Raw genomic sequence first — 22,930 nt, forward strand, 5'->3', positions numbered from 1 at the left:
CTTCAGCCCATGAACCATATTGCTGCCGCTATGTCTAATCTTCGCCGCTGCGGGCGATTGGCGATGCTGGCCGTCTGCCTGTACATATCCACCAGCGGTCGTATAGCCGTGGCGTCGCCCGAGATTCCTGGCAAGCCGCAAACGCGCGCCATCGCGCTGGTCGGCGGCACGATTCACCCGGTCAGCGGCCCCGATATCGCCACCGGCACGCTGTTGTTCGAACATGGAAAAATCGCCGCGGTCGCCGCCGAGGCGTCGCTGCCCGACGATTGCGAAAAGATCGACGTCGCCGGCAAGCATGTTTATCCCGGCCTGTTCGAATCGTTCACCGATCTGGGGCTAGTCGAAATTCCCTCGGTGCGGGCGACCCTCGACAAGGCGGAAACCGGCAGCATCAATCCCAATGTTCGCGCCAATGTGGCGATCAATCCCGACAGCGAATTAATCCCGGTGGCGCGGGCCAACGGCATCTTGACGGCGCTGGTGGTTCCGTCGGGCGGCGTCATCAGCGGCCAGTCGGCGGTCGTGTCGCTGGATGGCTGGACGAACGAGGACATGACGCTCCGATCGCCCGCCGCGTTACATGTGGTTTGGCCACGAGTGCGTCCGCTGCGAGCCTGGTTTCTCAAGGCGGAGGAGGACAAGTTTTCGGCTGAGCGCGACAAGCACATTCGAGCCATCAGCGACGCCTTTGCCAACGCGCGCGCGTACCGGCAACGCAAGCAAGAGCAATCTGTCGACATCGACGCGCGCTGGGAGGCGTTGATTCCGTTTCTTGATGGAAAGGCGCCGGTCATTGTGCATGCCGATGAGTGCGAGCAGATTCAAGGCGCCGTGGCGCTGGCCGAGCGAGAAAAGCTGCGGCTCGTCATCCTGGGAGGCTATGGCGCCCCCGACTGCGCGGGACTGCTTAAAAAGCACAGCGTGCCGGTAATCATTGCCGGCGTGCAGCGACTGCCCGAGCGAGCCAGCGACTACTACGACGAGCCGTTCACCTTAGCGGAGCGTCTGCGTTCGGCGGGCATTCAATTTTGCATCAGCGGCGCGGTCGAGGCCTCGCAAGTTCGCAATCTGCCGTACCATGCCGGAATGGCCGCCGCATTCGGGCTGCCGAAGGATGTCGCATTGCGAGCGATCACGCTCTCGCCGGCCGAGATATTGGGGGTCGCCGATCGTATTGGCTCGCTCGAAGCGGGCAAAGACGCCACGCTGATCGTCACCGATGGCGATCCGCTAGAGACGCCTACACAGGTTGAGCAAGCGTACATTCAAGGACGCAAGATCGATCTTGGCAATCGCCATCGCCGTTTGTGGGACAAGTATCAAGAGAAATATCGCCGCCTCGACCTGAAATAAGGGCATCGCATGGACGCGCCACTGGCATTCACATCAAGACGCGGATTTCTTACCGGCGCCGCCAGTATGGGCGTGGTCGCTGCTGCCGCCGATAGCGCCCCGGCCTCGCAGCCAGCCAAACGGAAACCGATCAAGCCGGGCGAATACCCGGTTAAGGCGATCTCTTCAGAAAATGGGCTGGCCGCCACCCGCAAGGCGTTCGAGCTAATGCAAGCGGGCGCCGACACGCTCGACGCGGCTATTGCCGGCGTGGCGATCGTGGAGGACGATCCCAACGACACCTCGGTCGGTTATGGCGGCTTGCCAAACGAGGAGGGCGTGGTCGAACTCGACGCCGCCGTGATGCATGGTCCCACGCACCAGGCCGGCGCGGTGGCGGCGCTACGCGGCATACGCCATCCGGCGCAGGTCGCCCGGCGCGTGATGATCGAAAGCGACCATGTGTTGCTGGTTGGCGAGGGCGCGCTGCGCTTCGCCAGGGCGCATGGATTTGTCGAAGAGAATTTGCTGACCGATAAGGCCCGCAAGATCTGGCTCTATTGGAAAGCGAACCTATCGGATCAGGACGACTGGTTGCCGCCGCCGGCGAGCGAGGTCGATCCCGAAGTGCAAAAGTACTTCGCGCGACCGACCGGCACCATCCATCTGGCGGCGATCAACCGCGCAGGCGAAATCTCCTGCACCACGTCGACCAGTGGCCTGGCGTTCAAGCTGCCCGGCCGAGTGGGAGACTCGCCGATCGTTGGCGCGGGCCTTTATGTGGACAACGCGATTGGTTCGTGCGGCAGCACGGGACGCGGCGAGGCGAACCTGCAGAACCTGTCGAGCTTTGCCGCAGTCGAACTGATGCGCGGCGGCGCCGGGCCGCGCGAGGCGGGGCTCGAGGTTTTGCGCCGGGTGGTCAGCCACACTCCCCAGCGCTTGCTCGATCAGGACGGCCGACCCACGTTTGACCTCAAGCTCTACTTGCTCGCCAAGGATGGCGCGCATGCGGGCGTGTCGCTGTACGGCGGCGAGAAGTTCTCCGTCACCGATCAGCAAGGCGCGCGGCATGAAGATTGTGTCGCGCTTTTTGAGAATCAGCGGCCAAGATAGCTAATAGCAAGGCGCCGACATAATTCTATTTCGCTGATCTGGAACGAGGATTGCAGCAAAATCCAACTGAAACCACGAGGTTTCAGAATGTTGGCGAAAGTCGGTCTTGTCGTGGCCTAACCACGTGGCGCCGGTGGCCCCGCAAGCACATGAGTGGGCCGATTCGCTCACCTTAGGGGGCAGACAAGTCGCAAGCTGCCGGGCGACAATGACGAGTTGGGTGTGACGCACGTTCGAGTTGCCTATCGGGAGTGTGGTCATGAGCGAGCGAAAGATACTGTTCCCAACCGATTTTTCGACCTTGAGCGACGCGGCGCTCGAATACGCGGCCAGCTTGGCGCGCGAGCGCAAGGCCCGACTGCTGATTGTGCATGTCGAAGAGCCGGCCATGGCCTATGGCGGCGGCGAGATGTATTACGGAGTCATGTACCCCGACAGCCAAGCGCTCAAACACATGCTCGACGTGGTCAAGCCGGTCGATCTCGACGTGCCATTTGAGCATTGGCTGGTGACTGGCGACCCTGCCGACGAGATCGTGCGCTTGGCCGAACAGGAAGAGTGCGAATTGATTGTCATGGCCACGCACGGCCGCACAGGAATCAAGCACTTGCTGATGGGCAGCGTTGCCGAGGCGGTGGTGCGCCGCGCCAAATGCCCGGTGCTGACCTTCAAACCCAGCGCCGCCGAGGCGTCGGCCAAGAAGAAGTAAATTCCAGCGGAGGAAACGGAACGGCGAATACAAGATTTGCCCAAGCGAAACGGAGGGCCCAATGAACGCCACCGGACCATGGCATCCCTTTCTCAACCAGGCGCTCGCCGAACATCGTCATTTGCATGAGCAGGTGTGCGACGTCCTGCATCTGCTTGAGGCCGAAGCGACCAGCGCCGAACAGTTCGATCGGATCATTGCGCGGGTCCGCGCCGTCGAAGAGTGGCTGCAAGAGCATTTTGCCCGCGAGGAAGAAGGGGGATGCCTGGAGGAGGCGATTAGCCGCGCGCCCGCGTTCGCGGCGCAAGCCGCGGCGCTGCATCGCGAGCATGCGCAATTTGTGCTGATGATTGATCGCGTTGCCCGCCATGCGCAAGAAGCGCGCGATTGGCGCAAGCGTTGGTCGGAGCTGCGCGCCGAGTTTCAAAAATTCGCCCAAAAGCTGCACGCTCACGAACAGGCCGAAAACGAGCTGTTGGGGCGCGCGTTCAATGTCGCCGTCGTCTGAGTCCCGCGCGGGCTATTGAACGGCCCCAAACCACAGGAGTCCCTCCGCATGAGAGCCCTGATTGGCGTGGATGGTTCCGCCGGCGCCGTCGAGGCGGTGCGTCAAACGGCTGCGCTATTGTCGGCCGATGGCGATTCCATCACCCTCTATTTTTCGCCTCCAGAGATTCGCTTGCCGCGACACTCCGTTCACGTGACCGACTTGGCGGACCGCGCCCGCCAGGCGCTGGCTCGCTCAGTGTTCGACGAAGCGCGAGCGCTGCTGCCGGAGCGGCTACGGTCTCGTGTCCAGACCGTAGTGGGGGGCGGAGACCCGCGCGACGAGTTGCCGCGACTAGCAGAGGAACTCGGAGCCGAGTTGATGGCCGTCGGCGCGCGCGGCGTTGGGCCGATCCGCGCCTTGCTCATCGGCAGCGTCTCGCAATCGTTGGCGCGCCACGCACCGCAGGCGCTGCTGGTCGCTCGTCGCAAGCCAGGCAAGGCCAGCGGGGGCGGCCACCGTGTTTTGATGCCCGTCGACAACCTCCCGGCCGCGCAGCGCGTGGTTGAGATATTGCATCGGCTGCATTGGCCGGCCGATTGTTCCGCCCGACTGATGCATGTGGTGGAGTCGCTCTTGGGCGGTGAACTGCCCAACTGGCTGGTCGAGGGGACAGAGCGCGCTCGCGACGAAGAATTGGCCCGCGCCTATCTCGCGGAGATCGAGCAGCGCAAGCGGGACAAGTTTCGCGAGTTGTCGGAGTTCCGCCCGCAACTGCCCAAGCCGTTTGCGGCCGAGCCGCCGATCGTGCTCGAGGGATATCCCGCCGAACAAATCCTAGCCACTGCCGCCGCGGACAACGCCGATCTGCTGATCATGGCCTCGAAGGAAAGTGGCGGCCTGGCTCGCTGGGTGCTTGGCAGCACCGCCGAGCGCGTGCTGACGCATGCCCCGTGCTCGGTGCTGTTGGTGCGTCTGCCTGAACATGGCTAACGGCGCTTGGCGTCAATCGGCGATGACGATCCAACCATTGGCGCGGATACGGCCCAGCGCCCAAGGCCGCGCCAGCGGACGCTGGCGCTCGGCGTCGAGCGGAATGACGCGGGCAATGCGAAATCCGGAACGTCGCAGCAAGCGGCGCATTTCGCCCAGCGAGAACAGGTGCAGTTGCACATTGGGAATGCCGCGATATTCGAATACTTTGTCGCCTGGCTCCAGGCCGCGGCTTCGTCCGCGACCCAGCAGCGACCCCAGCAGCCACCAGCGCCCTTGGGGGTCGAACAGGTTCTGCCAACGGTTATGCACATGCAGCGCGAAGCGCCCGCCGGGCCGCAGGATTCGTCGGGCGTGCCGCAACACGCGCAGGCGATTGTCCAATCCGCGAATCATGCCAAGCGTGTTGAACATGATCACGCAGTAATCGCACGATGCGTCGGCCAGGCAGTCGAGGTCGACCAGGTTGGCCTGCACGCGATCAATGGGCAGGCTTTCCGAATCCGCCTTTTTGCCAACGATTTGCAGCATGGGATGCGACAGGTCTACGGCCACACCGCGAAAGCCGCGCCGCGCAAACGCGACCAGCAAACGACCAGTGCCGCAGCCCAAATCGACGATGGCGCCGGGGTGGCGAAATTCGTCGAGCAACACCGACTCGTCGAATGCGAAAAGCTGGTTGTAGGCGAAGTATTCGTCGTAGTCGTTGGCGATATGATCGGTGCGAGCATAGTCCCACATGCCGCGGCTAACGCCGCGCGGCAGGCGCCACTCTGGAACGCTGGAAACCAAGTTGATCGCCTATCCAGGCCCAGGGGGAGACACATCGAGAGGCCCGCTGGCCGCTGCTAGCGGCGAAACAGGAGCCAGCCCACCAGGCAGCCGACAAGCGCCAGGACTCCTGCCGCCGGCTCGGGTATGGGCAAGGCCGCGGCGCTTGGCAGTGGCGTGAAATTGTCGGCCCACAGCGTGTAGTCGGCGCCGTCCACAACGCCGTCGCCGTTAAAGTCGCCATGCCAGAATGGTTGCGGCGATTGCTGGAAATGATCGGCCCAAATGGTGTAGTCGGCGCCATCGACAATCCCATTGCCGTTGGCATCGCCTTTCAGCACAAGATCAGCGTCCCAGGCCACGGCGAAATCGACTGGTTGATCGGTCGCCACCGTCAGCACGTAATGGCCGCTTTGCAGCGCGCGCTGAAAAATGTGCTCGACGTTGTCGATGGTGGAAACACTCTCGTCAAGCATTGCGCCGCGGGTAAAGCCATCAGCGGCGAAAAGTCGAATGTCGACATTGGCGAGCGAAGGAGTGAATGTGGCCGGATCGCCGCCCGATCCATGCTCGAACTCGATCTGGCGGTTCCAAGTGGCGATCGCAGAGAAGGTGAACGCCACATGCTCGGGATCGACGCTGAAGAAGTACTCGCGCTCGCCGGTGGGCAGGATGTTGGCAAAATCCCAGCCTACGCCACCGACTTCGGCCGCTCCATTGGCGGGTTGCTGGCCAGCGGTCAAAATTTGGTGCGATTCGTCGACATTAAGCTGTCCAGCGCCGTAGCGGAGATCGAGAGGTTGGGTGGTGGTATGCGACCAGTCGTCGGCCAGACTGGCCGTCGCGCCATCCAGGTCGAATGGCGACTTTTCGGCGCCGGCGAGCAGTACCGCCTTAATCGTTTCTGATTCGCGGGCGAATGAGTTGCCATTGGCGGAATCGAGCAAAAGCGCCGCCGCGCCTGAGACCCAACTGGTGGCAACGCTGGTATTCACCGCTGGCGCGACAATATCTGGCTTCGTACGGCCAGCCACGTCGATTGTGCTGGGGCCAAGCGAACTTTGTCCGTCGCTACGTCCCACGGCAATCGCGTTGTAGGCATTGCCCAGCACATCTGGCATGGTGGTCGACGCGCCGTTGTTGATGCCCACCGCAGCGACAAAATTATCGCGTTCGATCATATAGTCGAAGCGGCGCAGCACGTCGGTGGCGGCGGCGACATCGGGCGCGCTGCCGTCGGTGTAATTGGCGATCCAACTATGATTTTGCACGTCGCGCGTTTCGATGGCCGGCGGCGCCGTCGATTCCAGCCGCAACACGTCGCTGGAGTACCAATCGTTGGCGTTGTAGATATCGGCCGCAAGCACGCCAGGCGCAAGGCCATCGGCGCCGTAGAAGTTGCGCGCCACATTGTTGGCGTGCTCCGACACCACGCCGCCACCCGTCTTATCGGTGATGGTCTTGCCCGCGAATTCAGGCAAAAGGTTGTTCACCATGTAATCGTTGGTGGAAGTGCGCGGCGCTTCGATCTGCGATACGGTGACGCTGGCGCCGGTGGGCACCGCCGCGCCCAAGCGCGTGACAAGGTCGGTCAAACCAATAGCGTCGCGCTCGGCCTGGGTCGGGGCTCCGGCGAGGGCACATGGCGCTAACGGTAGTGCGCTGAGCAGCAATATCAGCAACCAGACAGCCAACAACTTGCCAGCCGAAAGCAGCGCGCGCCGAGGCGCCGCGTCTGCCTTTGTGGGCGGGCAATGAGCTGGCAGCAACGGCGCACAGCGCTGGGCCATTCGGAACTTGATAGACAAGGCAGATATCCGATGAGCTATGCCCCTGGTTGCATCTTGCGCCCCAGGCATGCCGCTGACCAGCCCTGACGTCCGAAATAATCGACATCGAGAGCAGGAGGTGTCCAGCGCAACGGCCAATAGAGGCTAGTTTGTCTCCGAAGCCGGTGTCAACCGAAAATGTGATTGCTGCTATCGCAAGCTGGGTGCCGCGTGCCAACCGACTTTTGCGCTTCAGCCAACCGGCGCAAGCATGCGCGTCGCCATCTACCTATACTCAAGTGCCTTCAATCGCCGCGATTTGTCGCGGCCCCAGCGCCGCCAGCTTTTGCCCCAACACGCTCATGCCAGAACCAACGGTTGATCGATCCGAGGGAGACGTGAACCTTTCACAGCGGCGGGCCGACTGGCAGCGCCGAGCTCTCGACGACCAGACGCGAGAAGTGCTCGAAGAAGACGCGCGCTGGTTCTTGCATCAATCGCTGTCCACACCCTGTTTGAACGCGCTGGCTCAATCACAAGGCGTGTTCATCGAAGACCTGCAAGGACGGCGCTACCTTGATTTTCACGGCAACAATGTCCATCAGGTGGGATTCGCCAATCCGGCCGTCATCGCGGCAATCAAGTCCCAACTCGACGATCTTTCGTTTTGCACCCGCCGCTACGCGAATCAGCCGGCGATCGATCTCGCCAAAAAGTTGGCGTCCTTGGCGCCGGGCGACTTGAATCGCGTGCTGTTCTGTCCCAGCGGAACCGGCGCAATTGGCATGGCGCTCAAGCTTGCCCGCGTGGCTACGGGGCGCTACAAAACGATCTCCATGTGGGATTCGTTTCATGGCGCCTCACTCGACGCGATTTCGGTGGGGGGCGAGGAGGTGTTTCGCGGGCGGATTGGACCGCTAATGGCGGGCGCCGAGCATGTGCCGCCGCCGGGAGAGTATCGTTGCCTGTGGGGCTGCGCCGCGCGCGGCGGCTGCGATCTTAAGTGCGCCGACTACATCGACTATGTGTTGCGACATGAGGGGGATGTGGCGGCTGTGATCGCCGAGCCAGTTCGCTGTACACCGTATATTCCGCATCCCGACTATTGGCGCCAGGTGCGGGCCGCCTGCAACCGGCACGGCGCGCTGCTCATCTTTGACGAGATTCCCACCGCGCTCGGGCGCACCGGCGCCATGTTCGCCTGCGAACACTTTGGCGTCGTGCCCGACATGCTGGTGCTCGGCAAGGGGCTGGGGGGCGGGATTTTGCCTTGGGCGGCGCTATTGGCCCGCGATGGCCTGAATGTGGCAGCCGACCGCGCGCTAGGGCACTACACACACGAAAAGAACCCAGTCTGCTGCGCGGCCGCACTGGCGACGATCGAATTCATCGAGCGCGAGGGGCTCGTGGAGCGTTCGCGGCTGTTGGGCGAGCATGCTATGGCCGAATTGAAGCGGTTGCAAGCACGGCATTCGCTAATAGGCGATGTGCGCGGAATTGGGTTGCTGTTGGGCATCGAACTGGTCAAAGACCGTGCTACGCGCGAGCCTGCCACTGACGCCGCTGAGCAGGTGCTTTACCGAGCGCTCGACCTGGGACTGAGCTTCAAGTTGACGATGGGCAGTATCATCACGCTCACACCCGCCCTGACGATCACTCGCGACGAGCTAGACGAGGCGATTGCCATCCTGGACCGCTGCCTGTCTGAGGTTGCCTGTTAGCGATTGATAGATCGCTCTGGCAGGCCACTAAGCCAGTTCGGCGAGCATCTGGGCCAATAATTCCATGGGCAGCCCCACGACATTCGATTCACTGCCGTCAACGACGTGCAGCCAGCCGGTGCGGTCTTGATAACCGAATGCGCCTGCCTTGCCTTCCCACAATCCCGAACGGAGATAGTCATCGAGTTGAGTGCTCGAGAGGCGTTCCATGAGTAGCGTGGTGACGGCCACCTCGACGCGTGGCGGTCGAGTTGGATGATCCCAGAGGCAAAGGCCGCTGTAGACTCGATGTTCGCGACCGCTCAGCAGTTCCAGCATGCGACGGGCATGCGCCTCGTCGATGGGTTTGCCGAGTATTTGCCCCTGACACTCCGCCACGGTGTCGCAACCAAGGATCAACCCGCGATCGACGCGGCTGGTCACATCAGCCGCCTTTTGCATGGCCAGCCGGGCTACATAGGCGGGGGGGCTTTCTCCAGAGCAGATGCCGCATTCGGCGGCGTCGGCCGGATGCTGGATGGTGAATTGATAGCCGGCTTCTGTGAGAAGCTGGCATCGCCGAGGGGATCGACTCGCCAGGATCAATTGCGGGGCGAACTTAGCCATGCGCTGCGTGCTCGCTGTACAAAAACGTATAAATCGCGGCAAAAAATCGTTCGTGGCGCGAAACTTACGCGCACCGGCGAGTGTATCACCTATGGGTCATTAGCTTAGGTTCGTAGTGTTCGTAAGTAATGATACGACGGTTGGTTGTGAACACTCTGAAATTTTGGAGAAGTCGCGGCCGTTCGTTGACATCGGAAATTGCGGTGGTCATACTTAGTTCGCTAACTCTCCTCGGCAAAATGGCCTGCAATGCGGCTGCGTTTTCCCGTTCGCGGAAGCGTGGTTCGATGAGCAAGCCGCGGCCTCTCCCGCAGGGTCGCGTCCGACTCAACTAGTGCCTTTTTCGATCAGCACAAACGTGGTTGTGTCGTATGCGCGCTGTCGGGCAGAAGGGCCGCTAAGCATATTCGTCGCCATTGGGTGAACGAGCCATGCAGCCGAGGCGTCGGAATCAGAGACTCGACTTGTTTGAGACGTGCCGATGTCGAATCGCTTGTCTTTCTCCCGCCGCTTTCGCCGCCCCTTTGTGTCACAGGCGCACTGGTTGTTTGCCAGTCCTGTCCGCTTTTAGAAGGAATCGCTGCGGCGATCGATCCGCCTGTTCCCGGTTTTTTGCGTCCCGCCAAGTATTGGCGATTCGCATGCTTGCTTGTTCGTCGTCATTTTAAGGAGATCCGACGTTGTCAGCGATCCTGGTCACAAGCCCTGCCCATCACTGCAATGCCTGGTTGGCGATTGCCGCCGCGCGTGCGGGCGAGATCGGGATTCTGGACCTGGGTTATGGCAGCTTTCCGGAGTCGTCGCGCGAGGCATTTGAGGAGTTGCAGCGCCACGTGGGCAAGGGGCGCCAATGGGGCGTACGCTGGGATCTATTGAGCGATCGCGCCCGCGATCCGGTGGTGCTTAAGGAACTGCTATTCGACGTCGAGTGCCCAACCTTGGTGTTGGGGGGATTGATCGGCTCTGGTTTGTCGCTGGCGGAGGTTCGCGAACAAACTCGTTCGATGGCCGCGCGGGTGCTGGTGGAGGCCTATACGCTGGCCGACGGGCTGGCGGCGGCCGAGGCGGGCTTCGATGGCGTCATCTTCAAAGGGCACGAAGCTGCTGGGCGCGTCGGTGGCGAATCGTCGTTCTTGTTGTTGCAGCGGGCACACGGACAGCTGACGATCCCGTATTGGATTCAGGGGGGCCTGGGCCCCGACACGGCGGCCGCCGCATTTTTGGCCGGCGCCACCGGAATTGTGCTTTCGGAGCAGTTGTGGCTGGCCACCGAATCGCCGCTGGACCCAGTGGAGCAACGCCGCTGGAAGCAACTCGACGGCAGCGAAACGGCCACAATCGGCGACGACCAGCGAGCTTATCGGTTCTTCACCCGCAGCGGCCGCAGCACCTTTGAAGGCTTGCAGCGGTCGATCGCGGCGGGGGAGGACTGGGAGGCGTCGCTGCGAGATAACTTGACTACCGCCGCCGGCGATGCGGATCGCTTGGTTCCGCTGGGGCAAGAGATAGCCTTTGCACGGCGGCTTGCTGACAAGCACATCAACGTGGCCGGAATTCTGGCTGCGTACAAACGGCACATCGAAGAGAATCTATCACGCGCCAAACGCGACAAGGCCCTGTCGCCTCAGGGGCCACTGGCCAAGACGCTTGGCATTCGCTATCCGATCTTTCAAGGTCCCATGACGCGCGTGAGCGACGTCGCTGCCTTTGCCGACGCGGTGGCCACGCATGGTGGCATGCCATTTCTCGCGCTCTCGATGATGCGCGGCGACGAGTCGCACCGGTTGTTGGCCGAAACGGGCGAGCGGCTGGGCGACAAGCCGTGGGGCGTGGGCATTTTGGGCTTTGTGCCACCTGAGTTGCGCAACGCGCAGATGGACGCCATTTTGGCGGTGAAGCCGAAGTTCGCGATCATCGCCGGCGGTCGTCCGAGCCAGGCCAAGGACATGGAGAGCGACGGCATCGCCAGCTTTTTGCACGTACCCTCGCCCGGCCTGCTGGAGGTCTTTCTCAGAGACGGCGCTCGCAAGTTCATCTTTGAAGGGCGCGAATGCGGAGGGCACGTTGGGCCGCGCTCCAGCTTTTGTCTGTGGCAATCGATCATCGATGTGCTGGTCGACGCGAACCTCGAACATCCGGATGATGTGCAAGTGGTGTTCGCGGGAGGCATACACGACGCGCTGTCGTCGGCCATGGTCGCCGCGCTGGCCGCGCCGCTCAGTTCGCGCGGCATGAAGATCGGCGTGCTGATGGGGACGGGGTACCTGTTCACGCACGAAGCGGTGGAATGCGGCGCCATCACCGAGGAGTTTCAGAAGCAAGCGATCTCCTGCGAGCACACCGTGCTGTTGGAGTCGGGCATTGGCCATGCCACGCGCTGCGTGAGGACCCCTTTCGCGGAAGAGTTCAATCGCGTCAAGCACGAGTTGATTTTGGCCGGTAAGTCGAGCGACGAGATCCGCATGGAACTCGAAATGCTCAACGTCGGCCGCTTGCGAGTCGCGTCGAAGGGGCGCGATCGTGGCAGCGATCCGCGGGCTGGTGGACGCAGCGACCTGATCGAGGTCGATGTAGAGACGCAGCGTGAAAAAGGGATGTACATGATCGGCCAGGTGGCCGGCCTGCGTCACGAACCACTGCCCCTGTCGCGGTTTCACGACGAGGCCGCCGCCGGCAGCGTGACTTTGCTGGAAAAGCTGGCCACGCGACGGTTGCCGTGGCAGCGCGGGCCAGAATCGCAGCGCGCCAAGAGCGACGACATCGCGATTGTCGGCATGTCGTGCATGTTTCCGCAGGCGGCGAATCTGCGCGAGTATTGGCAAAACATCTTCCAGGCGGTCGACGCCGTGGAAGAAGTGCCCAAGGAACGCTGGAACGCCGACGACTATTTCGACCCCGACCGCTTCGCGCCGGACCGCATTTATTCCAAATGGGGCGGTTTCATCGGCAAGATGAAGTTCGACCCCATGAAATGGCGCATTCCGCCCGCCGCGCTCAAGAGCATCGAGCCGGTGCAGCTTCTTTCGCTGGAGGTTGCGGCGCGGGCGATGGCCGACGCGGGCTATGACCGGCGCGATTTTCCGCGCGAGCGCGCCGGCGTGATCTTCGCGGCGGCCGGCTCGCATGACCTGGGTTCGGGTTATAGCTTCCGCACGATGATGCGGAACTATTTGCCGCTGGCCGAAGGATTGAGCGCGGAAGACCGGGAGCGCATCTTCGCCTCGCTGGAAGATCAACTGCCCGAGTGGACCGAGGACTCGTTCCCCGGCTTCTTGCTGAATGTGATCGCGGGGCGGATCGCGCGCGAATTCAATTTGAACGGCCCGAACTATGTGGTCGACGCGGCGTGCGCGGCGTCGCTGGCGGCGTTGCACGCGGCGATCGAGCAATTGCGCACGCACACTTCGGACATGATGTTGGTGGGGGCGGCCGACGCGACGAACAATCCGTTCTGCTATATGTGCTTCTGCAAGACGCACGCGCTGTCGCCGGGCGGTCGCTCGCGACCGTTCGACGACACGGCGGACGGCATTGGTTTGGGAGAGGGCATTGCGGTGGTGGTGTTGAAGCGGTTGGCCGACGCCGAACGCGACGGCGACCGCATTTACGCGGTAATCAAAGGCATAGGAAGTTCTAGCGATGGCAAGAACCGGAGTCTCACGGCGCCGCACCCGCCTGGGCAGGCCAAGGCGGTCGTCCGCGCGTACGACGACGCGCAAGTCTCGCCCGCCACGATCTCGTTGGTCGAGGCGCACGGCACCGGCACGGCGGTCGGCGACGGCGCCGAACTGACCACGCTCAGTCAGGTCTTCAACGACTATACGGAGCGCAAGCAGTTTGTGGCGGTTGGCTCGGTCAAGTCGATGATCGGTCACACCAAAACTGTGGCTGGCGCCGCCAGCCTCATCAAGGCGACGCTGGCGCTCAAGCATGGAGTACTGCCCCCCACGATTGGCGTGGAAAAGCCGACCGAGCGCATCGATTTTCCCACCAGTCCCTTTTATTTGAACACCGAGACTCGGCCCTGGCTCGACGAACTGGGCGGTGAGCCGCGCCGCGCCGGCGTGAGCGCGTTTGGCTTTGGCGGCACCAATTTCCATGTGGTGCTCGAAGAGTACGGCAACGCCTACCACCCTGCGAGTGATCTCGATCTATCGCCACGCGCGGCGGAGACCTTCATCTGGCGCCGCGCCTCGCAGGCGGAAATGGTCACGGCCATTTCGCAACTAGTCAACAAACTGGCCGACCTGCCGACTGAAGACCTGCCGCTATTGGCGCAATCGGTCATGGTGGACGAGCACAACCGGCCCGCCAAATCAGATGCTTGCCGATTGGCGATTGTGGCTTCGACCGTCGCCGAGCTGCGCGCCCGATTAGACCGCGCGCAAACACTACTTGCCAAACAAGACACGTTCAACGATCCGAGCGGCATTTACTTCTCCGCAGCGCCGCCGATTCCGCTTGACCAGGTGTGCTTCCTGTATCCTGGGCAGGGTTCGCAAAGCGTGAACATGCTGCGCGACTTGGTGTCGACCAGCCGCTGGGGCCACCCGCTCTTCTCGCGAGCCAATTCGCTGTTGGCCGACTTCTTGCCCGAGCCTATCTCAAAATACATCTACCCGCCGCCGGTTTTCGCCGAGGCCGATCGGCAAGCACAGTTCAAGGCGCTTTCTGAGACGCGCGTAGCGCAGCCGTCGCTTGGCATTTTGGAGTTGTTCGCCACCGAGCTGCTCGCTCGTTATGGCATTCGGCCGGGGCGCGTGGCGGGGCATAGCTACGGCGAGCTTGTGGCGCTGCATGTGGCGGGCTGCCTCACCGAGCAAGAGTTGTTGTGGCTCTCGGCGATGCGCGGCAAGGTTTGCTCCGAGGTGGCGCACACCGCTCCGGGCGGCATGGCCGCCGTGCGAGCCGACGCCAAAACCACGCTGGCGGCCATCCGCGAGCTCGACCTCGATTTGCATCTGGCCAATATGAACGCGCCAGATCAAACAGTGATCGGCGGCAGCGAAAGCGCCATTGAGACGGCGGTGACGGAGTTGACTAGGCAGGGGCTGAAAATCAGCCGCCTGCCGGTGTCGGCCGCGTTTCACACCCCGCTCTTGTCGGCTGGCAGCGAGGCGATGGCGGTGCACTTTGGCATGGCCGATTTTCAAAAGCCGCAAATCCCGGTCTACAGCAACACAACTGGCGAGGAGCACGGTGCGGCGCCGGCCGTCATCCGCGAACTGCTCACCCAGCACTTTTCCGAGCCGGTGCAGTTCGAGAAAGAGGTGCGGCAACTTTACGCCGATGGGGCGCGGCTCTTCATCGAGGCTGGGCCGGGCAAGGTGCTCACCAGTCTGATTGGCCGGATCCTCAAAGATCAGCCGGTCACGGCCATCGCGCTGGAGGCCCCTGGTCGGGAGGGTTGGACCCAGTTTGGCCATCTGCTGGCTCAGTGTGCCGCGCTGGGGCTACCGGTCGATTTGGCCGATTGGTTCCGTGCCCGCAGCCTGGAAACGATGTCGGTCGACGCGTTTTGCAAGCATGCCCGCGCCCTGGCGACGTACAAGCCGACCGATTGGGTCTTGGGCCCGTCGAAGGCCGTACCTGTAACCCCGCTGCCGGAACGCAAGCGGGATGGTTCGGGACTGCGGGCCAAATTTGGCATGAAGCCGCTGGAAACCAGCGGCGAACCGGCGGCGCCCGCTATTCCGCAGGCAAGCCAACAGAAAACAACACCCCTGGCCGCGCCTCAGGGGGTAGAAAATTCACCTTTGCCGGTTCACAATGACACTTCGGCCGCTTCGAGCGGCGCGCCGGTCGAGCCAATAGTTTCGACCCCACCCGAGCCCCTGACGCCGGTTTCGCCGGTGTCGAGTTTGCCGCGGCAACCACTGCCCGTGGCGCCTGTTCCGCCCCCCGTGATTCGCGCAGCGGTGGCAGTTCCGCCCGCGCCCCCCATCATTCCGACATCGACTTTTCATAGGACGACTCCGAGTATGACCAGCTCGCACGGCGAAACCGGCAATGGGCCTTCGATCACAACCGCCGGTTTGGAGATGTTCGGGCAGTTTCAAGCGACCACTCGCCAATTGCTCGAATTTCAACAGTCGCAACAGCGAATGATCGAGCGCTATCTGGATACTCAAGAGCGCGTGCTGGCGCACTGCCTGCAAGGCGCGTCGCTGACCCCCATTGCCATCGCCGCGCCGGCGGCGCTGCCGGCCATTGCGGCGCCGGTCGCCTATGCCCCGCCAGCGCCGCCAATCGCTGTCGCGCCGATTGCGGCGGCCCCGGTGGCTGCGCCAAGCGCGGCTGCGATGCCGCGTGCGGTGGCCGTGCCAGCGGCAGCGCGGCCCCCCGTGGCGGTTCCGAATCTGGCGGCGCCCAAGCCAGCGGTTGCGCCGACTACGGTCGCCGCGGCGCCAGTAGCGACGGCGCCCGCGTCGCAGAACGGACAACACACCAGCAAGCCGGCGGCGCCGGTTGCCGAGGCCGCTGGCGGACCGCCGACGACCGATGAGTTCCGCAACGATCTGTTGGAGATCGTCAGCGAGCGAACGGGATATCCGGTCGACATGCTCGACGAGACGTTGCCGCTTGAGGCGGGATTGGGCATCGACTCCATCAAGACCGTGGAGATCTTTAGCAACCTCAAGAAGTACCACGACTACTTCGCCGACGAGGATCAGGACGAAGAAGAGCAATTGGTCGAGTTCACCAAGCTGAAGACGCTCAAGGACATCATCAACTCGTATGATCGTCGCCGTACCGCGATCTTGAGCAAATCGACTGGCGCGGCCAAGCCAAGCCAGCCCGCCACGAACGGCGCGCCGCACACCAATGGCCAGGCAAACGGTCAAGTGGATCGGTACGCTTTAACCGCAGCCGAGGCGCCGTTGGAAGTCGCCGGGCAAAAAAAAAATTCCCTGAGCGACAACTGATTCTGATCGTCGGCGACGTCCGCGAGGTGTCGACGGCGATTGGCGCGGCCCTTGTCTCCGAGGGATATCGCGTACGTCATCTTGTGCCCGGCGCTCAACTGCGCCAGGCGAGCGCCGATCGGTTTGAGGCCGATTTGGGCAATCCGCGGCAGGTGGCGGAGCTACACGCCAAACTCAAGGGCGCCGACGACAGTCTGACCGGCTGCGTCATCAATCTGCTGGGCATCTGCCCACCGTTTGGACATCCTGGCGGCGAGCCCGAGAACGCATTGCGGTTGAGCTTGTGGACCTTCAACTTGGCGCGTGAATTTGAAAACGACTTGCGCGACAGCGCCGTCGCTGGCGGCGGCTATTTCTACAACGTGACCGGTCTGGGGGGGCAATTCGGACTCGGCGAAGACGCCGACGAGGCCGCGCTAGACGGCGCTGGCACGCTCGGCATCGCCAAGACGCTACGGCGCGAGGCGCCGCAACTCACGGTCAAGACGATCGACATCGATCTATCGCTCGAACCGCATGTGTTGTCGACACGACTGTTGGACGAGTTTGCCGCGGACGACGACTTGATTGAGGTGGGGCTGACGCGCAAAGGGCGCTGGAAGCTCGATCTCGTGCCGGCTCCGGTGAGCAGCGGCAATCTCTCGGCGCGCATCGACGCCCAGGCGGTGGTGCTGGTGACGGGTGGCGCGTTTGGCGTCACGGCCGACACGGCAATTGGCCTGGCGCGTGAGACGGGCTGCCGGCTGGTGCTAGTCGGGCGTTCGGCGCTGCCGGGGGAGGAACCGTCGGCCACGCGCGGACTGTCCGCACAAGAGGTGCGCAAGCGGCTGATTGAGCAATCGCGACAGAGTGGCGAGCGATTGACTCCGGCGGACATCGAAAAGCGTGTCGCCCGCGTGCTTAAGGATCGACAGATTCGGGCGAATTACGAGGCGTGCCATAAGGCCGCGTCGGCGGTCGAATACCATTCGCTGGACGTCCGCGACGCCGCGGCCTTGGGCGCGCTGGTGGACGACATTTACGCTCGCCACGGCCGGCTAGATGGCGTGGTCCATGGCGCGGGGATCATCGAGGACAAGCGGATTTGCGACAAGACGCCGGAGTCGTTCGCCAATGTGTTCCGCACCAAGGTCGACAGCGCGCTGACCTTGGCAGCCAAACTGCGTCCCGAGGGGCTGAAGTTTTTGGTGTTCTTCTCTTCGGTTTCTGGCCGGTTCGGTAATACCGGTCAAGTCGATTACAGCGCCGCCAACGAGTTTTTGAACAAGCTGGCCGACTATTTGTCGCGCCGCTGGCCCACCCGCGTGGTTGCGATCAACTGGGGCCCGTGGGATGGTGGGATGGTGACCGACGAACTGCGGCGCATGTACGCGACGGTGGGATTCGACCTGATTCCGATCGACGTCGGCGTGCGGTTCTTCCTGGACGAGACAAGAAATCATGCCGACACGAGCGCCGAGGTCGTGGTCAGCGGCAGTGTGGAGCAAATGCTCGGCGTAGCGGTCGGTAGCGGAGCATGATGAAGGACCACGACATCGCCGTGGTGGGCATGGCCTGCCGCTTTCCTCAAGCGGCCAACCTTGCCCAGTATTGGCACAATTTGGCGAATGGCGTCGACGGCATTCGCGATCTTCCTGCCCAGCGTTTTCGCGAGCACGCCAACTTTTACGTGCCCGCCGATCACGATGCGCACATACCGTTTCATCGGGGTGGCTTCCTCGACGAGGTGGTGTTCAATCCGGTTCCGTACGGGATTCCGCCGAACCTGGTCAAGCACGGCGACCCCGATCAATTCTTCATGTTGGAACTGGTCGATTTGGCGCTGCGCGACGCGCGTGTCGCCGCCGACGCCGCCGTGCGCCGCCGCACCGATGTGATCATTGGCCGCGGGGCGTACCCCACCGGCAAGCTGGTCGAATTGACCATGCGGGCCGAGATGTTCGACATGGTGCTCGAACTGATCGACCGCCAATTCCCCGACTTGCTGCGCGGGCGCCGCGACGAGATCGAAGCGTTCTGCCGCGGCACCTGCACTCCCAAGGCGATCGACAATGTGTCGACCGCGGTGTCGAACATCACGGCCAGCCGCACGGCCAACCGCCTCAACCTGCGCGGCGCGGCCTACGCGGTCGACGCCGCTTGCGCATCGTCGCTATTGGCCGTCGAGCAGGCCACGCATCGGCTGCGCATGCACCAGTGCGATCTGGCGGTGGCGGCGGGGCTCTTTTTGAGCATGACGCCGTCGTTTTTGTATGTCTTTACGCGGCTGGGCGCGCTATCGGCCGCGCAGATCAGTCGTCCGCTCGATCGTCGCTCCGACGGTCTATTGGTGGGCGAAGGGGGGGGCGCCGTCATCCTCAAGCGGTTGGAAGACGCGCTGCGCGACGGTGACTCCATCTACGCCATCGTCAAAGGGGTGGGCTCGGCCAGCGACGGCGGCGATGTCGATGTGCTGGCCCCATCCAGCGGTGGACAGGTCCTGTGCCTCGAAAACGCCTATCGCGACGCGGGAGTCGATCGCGACTCCATCAACCTGTTGGAATTGCATGGCACCGGCACCGTGGTCGGCGACGCCGTTGAGGTGGAGACGATCAAGACCTTCTATGGCACGAGCAGCCAACCGCCAACTGCCCGCGCCATGGGCAGCGTGAAATCGATGATCGGCCACACCATGCCGGCGGCGGGCATGGCCTCGTTCATCAAGATCGCCATGGCGCTTTCGAACAAGATCATTCCGCCCACGCTCAATTGCGATCAGCCGCGCGAGGAACTGATCGACGCGCCGTTTTATGTGGCGACGCAAGCGCGGCCGTGGGTCCATAATCCGGCCTTGGGGCCGCGCCGTGCGGGCGCCAACGCGTTCGGCTTTGGCGGCATCAACGCGCATGTGGTGATGGAGGAAGTCGCCGCGGAAACTGGCCGCTCGTCGATGGTGGCCATTCCCAGACCGATTCAGCCGTCGGTTCGCCGAGCGAGCGAACTGTTGGTTTTCTCCGCGGAGTCGGCTGCGGAACTCACCGCGCGAATCGAACGCTTGGAGCGCTATCTCGCGCAAGATTGGCAAAACGCCACCTTGGCCGATGTGGCGCTTACGCTGGCGGGCGAAGTTGAGCAGGCCCATGCGCATAAGCTGACGATCATTTGCGACGATTTCGCTTCGCTGGACCGCTTTGCCAAGCTGGCCAAGGAACGTTTGACGACCAACCGCGGGTTCGACGACGTGGAGGAGATTTACTATTCCGACGCCGCCACGCGCCAGGAAGGAAAAATCGCCTACATCTTTCCCGGCATGGGCTTTCCGGGGCTGATCGGCAACTATCCCGATCATTTGCTCGAACTGTGCATGCACTTCCCCGAGGTGCGCGAAGAGTTCGACTTCTTTGAGGATCGCGACCGGCATCCCGAGGACACCATTCCGACCAGCTCGGTCTTTTCTCCGCCGGCGAGCCTGCCCGAGGAATATCGAGCCAAGCTGAAGAAGCGGTTGGCGCCCCCCAAGGTCGATGAGTACACGGCCACCGATGCGCCCGCGCACGAGCGCTATTTGGCCGCGATGGGTGTGACGCTCAGCAATTGGGTGGGCTGGGTGCTGCTGCGCAAGTTCAACATTCCGGTCGATATGGTGGCCGGTCAGAGCCAGGGAGAAATGGCGGCGCTCTGCGTGGCCGGCGTATGCGATTTCCACGAGACAGCGCCCGACTTCTGGAAGGTGGTGAACGTCGATACTCGCGACCTGAGCGGCCAGCGACTGGCCTTTGCCTGGGCCAGCGCCGAAAAGGTGCAGCCGCTTTTGGACCAGAACCCGGGCACGTATATGGCCATTTACATGGCGCCCGAGGGAGTGATCTTTGGCGGCGAGCGCGAGGGGTTAATGCGCGTGGGCGAGGAACTGCGCAAAGAGCAGGTGCTGGTCACGCTGCTACCGTATCCGCCAATCCACACTCCGGCCTTGAGCCACCTGCGCGACGAACTGACGACAGAATTGAACCCCGAGGGGTTTGATCTCAAGAAGCCGCAGATCGATCTGTACTCGTCGATCTTAGCCGACAAGTACCCCGACGACGCGGCGGGCATCCGCGAAACGCTGATGCTCAACATCGATCATCCGTTGCGCATTTGGCAGACGATTCGTCGCATGTACGACGACGGCGCGCGCGTCTTTGTGCAGGTAGGGGGTGGGCACATGGCCGCGCATCTGGAGCGGCTACTCCCCGAAGGCGCCAAGACGGTCACCGCGGCGCTCGATGTCGACACGCGCGACCCAATCACCCAACTGCATCATCTGTGCGCCACGCTGCTCATCGCCGGCGTGCCGCTGAGCCTGTCGCCGCTGTTCGAGACCCGCAGCGCCACACGGTTGGATTTGGACGCCACGGCGAGCGAGCCTCAACCACGCAAGATTGAGATACCGCTGCGAATTGATTGGAGCCCCTTGTATCACGAGAGCGTAATTCCGCGCCGCGCCCTGGAACGCCAAGCGGCAGCAAGCGCCGCGACAGCGGACGTCGCACCAACCGAAACGCCAGTCACGGAAGAGGCTGCAGCGGCGCAATCCGCTGCCGAGTCAGAACCAGTCGAAGAGTCAGTGGACTATCACGCGCCGTTTGCTGGGATGCCTCTGCCGGTATTGGGTCGAGTGGTGGGTTATGTGCCAGAGCAGGAGATCTTCATCGAGCGCGACCTCGATCTGGTCGAAGATTTGTTTGTTCACGATCACTTGTTCGTGCATGCCGAGAACAAGCCGCTGGCCGAGCGGTTGCCGGTGCAACCGTTGACCATGAGCATGGAGTTTGTCGCCGAGGGGGCGGCTTTGCTCTCGCCCGGCAAGGGATTGATCGGTTTTGAGCAGGTGCGCGGCTTGCGCTGGGTGGGCCTGCGCGACCAGGAGCGGGCGCCGGTGCGGGTGGAATGTCGCGTGGCGGGGGACGACCCGGAAACGGGCGTGCGCCGCGTGAACTGCCAGATCTACTTCGAAGACAAGCTTAGTTTTTCCGCCACAGTGCTGATGGCGGAGGGTTACCGACAAGACCTGAATTTCGCCATCGCCGACTCCAGCCAGGACGGCCCATGGCCGTTTACCGGCGAGCAGGTATACACCGAACGGCTGATGTTTCATGGCCCGGCGTTCCACTGCGTCGCCGAGATGGACCGGTTTGGCAATCCGGGCGCCTCGGCTTGGCTGCGCGCCATGCCGCGCGAGCGATTGTTCGCGTCGTTGTCCGAGCCAATGTTGCTCACCGATCCGTGCTTGATGGATGGCATCGGGCAGATCGTGGGACTGTGGGCCTTGGCCAACGACCTGTACATCCTGCCCACCGGTTTTGAGAAATTGGAGCTTTACGGACCAATGCCGGACGCCGGCGCAGTGTTGCCGGTGAGGATGGAGGTGGTCGAGATCAATCCCGACACCAAGCAGATGCGCTTCAACATCGAAATCGAGGATGGCCAGGGGGGCCTTTGGCTGCGGGTCGCCAATTGGACCGAATTTTTGTGGAAGTGGTCGACCAAATACGCCGACTCGACGCGTCTGCCGAACCGCTACTTGATTGGCGAGGAGTTGGCCGTGCCGGGCCTGCCCGAGGGTAGTGCCTTGGTCGTCGTCGAGCGGCAAGACTTCAAGGACATCGACCCCGATTGGGCGGGCCGGATTTTCCTGCATTCCGAGGAAATGCGCGAGTATTGGCTGCTGGAAGGTCACAAGCAGCGGCGGCAGCGCGTCATGTCGCGCTGTGCCGTGAAAGACGCGGTGCGCGTTTGGTGGGCGCGGCGGCACGGAACCGAGTATCCGCATCCTGCCGACCTGATGTTGGTACACGACGAGCAGGGCGCCCCGCATCTGACGCCGATCGGCGATCCGGCTTGGCCACGGATTAGTCTGTCGCACACCAACGACTTGGCGGTGGGGGTGGCGAGCGATTTTGCAGTGGGCGTGGATGTCGAGGCGCTTGCCCGACCCATGCAAGATGTGTTGCCGTATATGGCTACAGAAGCCGAACGAGCCTTGCTCGACAGCCTGGAAGGACAATTGCCAGGAGCGAGCTGGGCGGTGCGCTTGTGGTGCGCCAAGGAGGCGGTGGCCAAGCTGTTAGGCACGGGGCTCCAGGGCCGCCCCAAGGACTTTTTGGCGATAGACGCGGATGGTGAAGGTTGCGTACTGGTGCAGTATGTGCCGACGGATGAACGCTTTGTAGTCCATAGCGTCACCTGGTCGGAGCATGTGATCGCGTACGCCATGGCGCCCATGACCGCGCCAGCCGACAATGGGGGCCCTCAGCGCTGGCTGGATTCTTCATCAGGCGCTGGCGTCGCGGCGATGGCGACTGGTCAGCGGCAATGACGTTCGTTAGGCTCAGAAGTTGGTTCGCATACGAAATGAATCGGCCGCTGTGTGCATTGCGATGGCGCCGCCGGATTGATCTTTAGTTCACCGAATCTGACAAGGTGCAAACGATGGCCACCGAAGTGCAACGGGCGCCTCAAACAACTGACATGGCTGA

Annotated in this window: 12 protein-coding genes; 9 read left to right on the forward strand and 3 right to left on the reverse strand. The window is 62.7% G+C overall.

Annotation, left to right across the window (positions count from 1 at the left end):
- Window positions 1-30 precede the first annotated feature (30 nt).
- The 5 genes from K1X71_03360 (at window position 31) to K1X71_03380 (ending at window position 4,640) form a co-directional block, all read left to right on the forward strand.
- Window positions 31-1,356 (forward strand): amidohydrolase family protein, encoded by a 1,326-nt coding sequence (locus K1X71_03360; GenBank protein MBX7072162.1) that lies wholly within the window; start codon window positions 31-33, stop codon window positions 1,354-1,356.
- 9 nt (window positions 1,357-1,365) lie between these two features.
- The gene (locus tag K1X71_03365; GenBank protein MBX7072163.1) at window positions 1,366-2,451 is read left to right on the forward strand and encodes a N(4)-(beta-N-acetylglucosaminyl)-L-asparaginase; all 1,086 of its coding nucleotides are present in this window, start codon (window positions 1,366-1,368) and stop codon (window positions 2,449-2,451) included.
- Between the two features lie 259 nt (window positions 2,452-2,710).
- Window positions 2,711-3,160 (forward strand): universal stress protein, encoded by a 450-nt coding sequence (locus K1X71_03370; protein ID MBX7072164.1) that lies wholly within the window; start codon window positions 2,711-2,713, stop codon window positions 3,158-3,160.
- 61 nt (window positions 3,161-3,221) lie between these two features.
- Complete coding sequence (locus K1X71_03375; protein MBX7072165.1) at window positions 3,222-3,668, forward strand: hypothetical protein; 447 nt, start codon at window positions 3,222-3,224, stop codon at window positions 3,666-3,668.
- A 48-nt stretch (window positions 3,669-3,716) separates the two neighbouring features.
- On the forward strand, window positions 3,717-4,640 hold the full coding sequence (locus K1X71_03380; GenBank protein MBX7072166.1) for a universal stress protein: 924 nt from the start codon (window positions 3,717-3,719) through the stop codon (window positions 4,638-4,640).
- Window positions 4,641-4,652: 12 nt separating this feature from the next.
- On the opposite strand, the gene K1X71_03385 is transcribed toward K1X71_03380, so the two are convergent.
- Both K1X71_03385 and K1X71_03390 read right to left on the reverse strand, forming a co-directional pair.
- A complete protein-coding gene (locus K1X71_03385) occupies window positions 4,653-5,432 on the reverse strand; it encodes a class I SAM-dependent methyltransferase (protein ID MBX7072167.1) in 780 nt (259 codons plus the stop codon).
- A gap of 56 nt (window positions 5,433-5,488) precedes the next feature.
- Window positions 5,489-7,006 (reverse strand): hypothetical protein, encoded by a 1,518-nt coding sequence (locus K1X71_03390; GenBank protein ID MBX7072168.1) that lies wholly within the window; start codon window positions 7,004-7,006, stop codon window positions 5,489-5,491.
- A gap of 536 nt (window positions 7,007-7,542) precedes the next feature.
- Between K1X71_03390 and K1X71_03395 the strand changes: the two genes are divergently transcribed.
- Window positions 7,543-8,901 (forward strand): aspartate aminotransferase family protein, encoded by a 1,359-nt coding sequence (locus tag K1X71_03395; GenBank protein ID MBX7072169.1) that lies wholly within the window; start codon window positions 7,543-7,545, stop codon window positions 8,899-8,901.
- Window positions 8,902-8,928: 27 nt separating this feature from the next.
- Here the strand turns inward: K1X71_03395 and K1X71_03400 are convergent, their stop codons facing one another.
- Window positions 8,929-9,507, reverse strand: a complete 579-nt coding sequence (locus K1X71_03400) for a Maf family protein (protein MBX7072170.1) — start codon at window positions 9,505-9,507, stop codon at window positions 8,929-8,931.
- A gap of 680 nt (window positions 9,508-10,187) precedes the next feature.
- On the opposite strand from K1X71_03400, the gene K1X71_03405 reads away from it, so the two are divergent.
- Genes K1X71_03405 through K1X71_03415 form a run of 3 tightly spaced genes read left to right on the forward strand, consistent with a single transcriptional unit; the run spans window position 10,188 to window position 22,770 of the window.
- A complete protein-coding gene (locus K1X71_03405) occupies window positions 10,188-16,433 on the forward strand; it encodes an acyltransferase domain-containing protein (GenBank protein ID MBX7072171.1) in 6,246 nt (2,081 codons plus the stop codon).
- Between the two features lie 26 nt (window positions 16,434-16,459).
- The gene (locus K1X71_03410) at window positions 16,460-17,953 is read left to right on the forward strand and encodes an SDR family NAD(P)-dependent oxidoreductase (GenBank protein ID MBX7072172.1); all 1,494 of its coding nucleotides are present in this window, start codon (window positions 16,460-16,462) and stop codon (window positions 17,951-17,953) included.
- On the forward strand, window positions 17,950-22,770 hold the full coding sequence (locus K1X71_03415; protein MBX7072173.1) for a polyketide synthase dehydratase domain-containing protein: 4,821 nt from the start codon (window positions 17,950-17,952) through the stop codon (window positions 22,768-22,770). Before K1X71_03410 ends, K1X71_03415 begins: the two co-directional genes overlap by 4 nt.
- Window positions 22,771-22,930 lie beyond the last annotated feature (160 nt).

It is taken from the genome of Pirellulales bacterium, from assembly GCA_019694455.1.
GTDB lineage: Bacteria > Planctomycetota > Planctomycetia > Pirellulales > JAEUIK01 > JAIBBY01.

Excerpts from the sequence above, each read along its gene's own strand:
- K1X71_03365 (MBX7072163.1), top strand. The coding sequence starts at position 1,366 with ATGGACGCGCCACTGGCATTCACATCAAGACGCGGATTTCTTACCGGC.
- K1X71_03375 (MBX7072165.1), top strand. The coding sequence starts at position 3,222 with ATGAACGCCACCGGACCATGGCATCCCTTTCTCAACCAGGCGCTCGCC.
- K1X71_03395 (MBX7072169.1), top strand. The coding sequence starts at position 7,543 with ATGCCAGAACCAACGGTTGATCGATCCGAGGGAGACGTGAACCTTTCA.
- K1X71_03415 (MBX7072173.1), top strand. The coding sequence starts at position 17,950 with ATGATGAAGGACCACGACATCGCCGTGGTGGGCATGGCCTGCCGCTTT.
- K1X71_03370 (MBX7072164.1), top strand. The coding sequence starts at position 2,711 with ATGAGCGAGCGAAAGATACTGTTCCCAACCGATTTTTCGACCTTGAGC.
- K1X71_03400 (MBX7072170.1), bottom strand. The coding sequence starts at position 9,507 with ATGGCTAAGTTCGCCCCGCAATTGATCCTGGCGAGTCGATCCCCTCGG.
- K1X71_03380 (MBX7072166.1), top strand. The coding sequence starts at position 3,717 with ATGAGAGCCCTGATTGGCGTGGATGGTTCCGCCGGCGCCGTCGAGGCG.
- K1X71_03360 (MBX7072162.1), top strand. The coding sequence starts at position 31 with ATGTCTAATCTTCGCCGCTGCGGGCGATTGGCGATGCTGGCCGTCTGC.